Origin of the sequence: uncultured Aggregatibacter sp., assembly GCF_901873365.1 — a bacterium.
Classification (GTDB): domain Bacteria; phylum Pseudomonadota; class Gammaproteobacteria; order Enterobacterales; family Pasteurellaceae; genus Aggregatibacter.
Genome location: NZ_CABFLM010000110.1, coordinates 1 through 3,307, shown reverse-complemented (window position 1 = coordinate 3,307; position 3,307 = coordinate 1). Strand labels below are relative to the sequence as shown.

At 43.9% G+C, this 3,307-nt stretch carries 2 protein-coding genes; one reads left to right on the top strand and one right to left on the bottom strand.

Annotated features, from left to right (window positions below):
- Positions 1–276, top strand: a 276-nt coding sequence (locus tag QZ106_RS09325) for a hypothetical protein (protein ID WP_295976573.1), incomplete at its 5' end; no start/stop codon positions are given.
- 40 nt (positions 277–316) lie between these two features.
- Here the strand turns inward: QZ106_RS09325 and QZ106_RS09320 are convergent.
- Positions 317–3,181, bottom strand: a complete 2,865-nt coding sequence (locus QZ106_RS09320; RefSeq protein ID WP_295976572.1) for a valine--tRNA ligase — start codon at positions 3,179–3,181, stop codon at positions 317–319.
- Positions 3,182–3,307: the final 126 nt, after the last annotated feature.

The following is a 3,307-nucleotide window of genomic DNA, read 5'->3' as shown; positions in this document are numbered from 1 at the left end:
ATCCAAGGGGTAATGTTAAATTATGACAAGAAAATCAAAGACATATTTAAACCTGCACGATTTTATACAATATGCCCTTTATCAATTAGTGCCTATAAAGAACCACAAATTATAGTCTTTGATTTTTACAGGCTTCAAACAATTTCAGAAAAACAATTATCCCAAAAAGATAAATATACAATAGCTATGAAGGCCAAAAACAATCTTTTTGCAGATATTTTGCAAAAGCTATCGTCTCATATGTCTAGATTAGGATTAGCAATTTTAGAGCCTTAAATATATAAAACGCCAGCCTAATAAGCTGGCGTTTTGAACATTAAAGTGCCTCAATCGCCTTATACTGCTCTTGGATTTTTTCTAATCCGGATTGGTATTCGGCTTGTTTTTCGCGTTCTTTGGCGATAACCGCTTCCGGGGCTTTGGCGACGAAGGCTTCGTTGCTGAGTTTGCTTTCGATGCGTTTAACTTCGTTTTGATATTTTTCAATCTCTTTGGTTAAACGGGCAAGCTCGGCTTCTTTATTGATGAAACCTGCCATCGGTACGAGGATTTCGGTGTTGCCGACTAACTTCGCTACAGCCAATGGCGCTTGTTCGCCTTCTTTAAGCACGCTGACGTTGTCTAACTTCGCCATAGCTTGTAAAAGTGCGGTCTGTTTTTCCAGAATTTTTTGCTCATCAGCCGGAATATTACGGAATAACAGATCGAGTCCTTTGCTTGGTGCAATGTTGCTCTCAGCACGGATATTACGCACAGCAACAATCACGTCTTTGAGCCAATTGATCTCTGTTTCCGCCTCGGCATCAAAGGCGTTTTCTTCCACTTGTGGGAAAGGTTGTAACATAATGCTGTCAGCGGTGATGCCCACAAAGCCTTTCACTTTTTGCCAAATTTCTTCGGTAATAAATGGCATGAGCGGGTGTGCTAAACGCAACAATTTTTCCAACACATGAACCAAGGTTTGGCTTGCTGCACGAATTTGCGCTGCGTTGCCGTTGGCAAATACTGGTTTAGTGAGTTCCAAATACCAGTCGCAGAATTGGTTCCAAGTAAATTCATAAATCGCATTGGCACAAAGGTCGAAACGGTATTGGCTTAATGCACTGCGGAAAGTTTCTACTGTGCGGTTAAATTCTGATTGAATCCAACGGTCTGCCACGGAGAATTCGATTTCGCCTTGGCTTAAATCTAATTTGTCATTGGTGAGCACGAAACGGCTTGCATTCCATAATTTGTTACAGAAGTTACGGTAACCTTCTAGGCGTTTCATATCCCAGTTGATATCGCGACCGTTTGAAGCCAACGCAGCTAATGTGAAGCGCAATGCATCTGTACCATGCGCCGCAATACCTTCTGCAAACTCTTTGCGGGTCGCTTTGGCAATTTTCTCTGCTAATTGTGGCTGCATCATGTTACCGGTGCGTTTTTCAAGTAAATCTTCAAGGCTGATGCCGTCAATCATATCGATTGGATCAAGTACATTGCCTTTCGATTTCGACATTTTTTGGCCTTGTTCATCACGGATTAAGCCCGTTACGTACACGGTTTTGAACGGCACTTGCGGTTTGCCGTTTTCATCTTTAACAAAGTGCATCGTAAACATAATCATACGCGCAACCCAGAAGAAGATGATGTCGAAGCCGGTGATTAACACATCAGTCGGATGGAACATTTTGAGCTCTTTAGTTTGCTCCGGCCAACCTAAGGTGGAGAACGTCCACAAGCCTGATGAGAACCACGTGTCTAGCACGTCTTCATCTTGTTTGAGTTCCACCGCAGAATCTAAGTTGTATTTTGACCGCACTTCGGCTTCGTTGCGCGCGACATAAACGTTGCCTTCTGCGTCATACCACGCAGGAATACGGTGTCCCCACCAAAGTTGGCGAGAAATACACCAGTCTTGAATATCACGCATCCAAGAGAAGTAAAGGTTTTCATATTGTTTCGGTACGAATTGGATTTCGCCGTCTTCCACCGCTTTAATCGCCACATCAGCAAGCGGTTTCACGCTCACATACCATTGGTCGGTTAGCATCGGCTCAATCGGCACACCGCCACGGTCGCCATAAGGCACTTTCAAATCATGTGGTTTGATTTCATCTAATAAACCCAGCGCTTCAAAATCTGCCACGATTTTCTTACGTGCAGCAAAACGCTCTAAGCCACGGTAATCCGCAGGAATCATCGCTTCATAGCCGGCAAGCGGTTTACCATCGGTGCCGATAATTTCCGCTTCATCACGAATATTCGCATTTAAGGTTAACACGTTGACCATCGGCAAGCTGTGACGTTTACCCACTTCATAGTCATTAAAGTCATGTGCAGGGGTAATTTTTACCACACCGGTACCAAATTCACGATCCACATATTCATCGGCAATAATCGGAATTTCACGGTTTGCCAATGGCAGAACGACCGTTTTACCGATTAAAGATTGATAACGTTCATCTTCCGGATGCACCGCAACCGCCGTATCGCCCAACATGGTTTCCGGACGTGTAGTTGCGACGACTAAATACTCTTTACCATCTGCCGTTTTTGCGCCGTTTGCTAACGGATAGCGGAAATGCCAAAGGGAGCCTTTGCTCTCTTTGTTTTCCACTTCTAAATCGGAAATTGCGGTATGTAGTTTTGGATCCCAGTTCACCAAGCGTTTGCCACGGTAAATTAAACCTTCCTCGTGCAAGCGAACAAACACTTCTTTTACCGCATTGGATAAACCGTCATCCATGGTGAAGCGCTCGCATTCCCAGTCAATAGAGTTACCTAAACGGCGCATTTGTTGGCTGATTGTGCCGCCTGAATAGGCTTTCCAATCCCAAATTTTGTTGATGAATGCTTCACGACCATAATCATGGCGGGTTTTGCCTTCTTCTGCGGCAATTTTACGCTCCACCACCATTTGAGTCGCGATACCCGCATGGTCTGTCCCTGCTTGCCATAAGGTGTTATGTCCTTCCATACGGTTGAAACGGATTAAGGTATCCATTAAGGTTTGTTGGAAAGCGTGTCCCATGTGCAGGGAACCTGTTACGTTCGGCGGCGGAATCGCAATACAATAGCTCGGCACGTTTTCATTTTCAGACGGTTTAAAATAACCGCTCTCTTCCCAATGTTGATAAAGGGCCTGTTCTACCGCAGACGGATTAAAACGGTCTGCCATTTCGAATTTTTGTGTCATGTATTTTCTCTTTTTGTAGGGTGGGCTTTTAGCCCACTGTTTAAATTGAAGTGGTAGGCTAAGACCTACCCTACATTATTAAAATTAAACTAAGAAAAGTTTAACCAACTTAATTCACTTATATTG

Coding starts and splice junctions, on each gene's coding strand:
- QZ106_RS09320 (WP_295976572.1), bottom strand. CDS start 3,181: ATGACACAAAAATTCGAAATGGCAGACCGTTTTAATCCGTCTGCGGTA.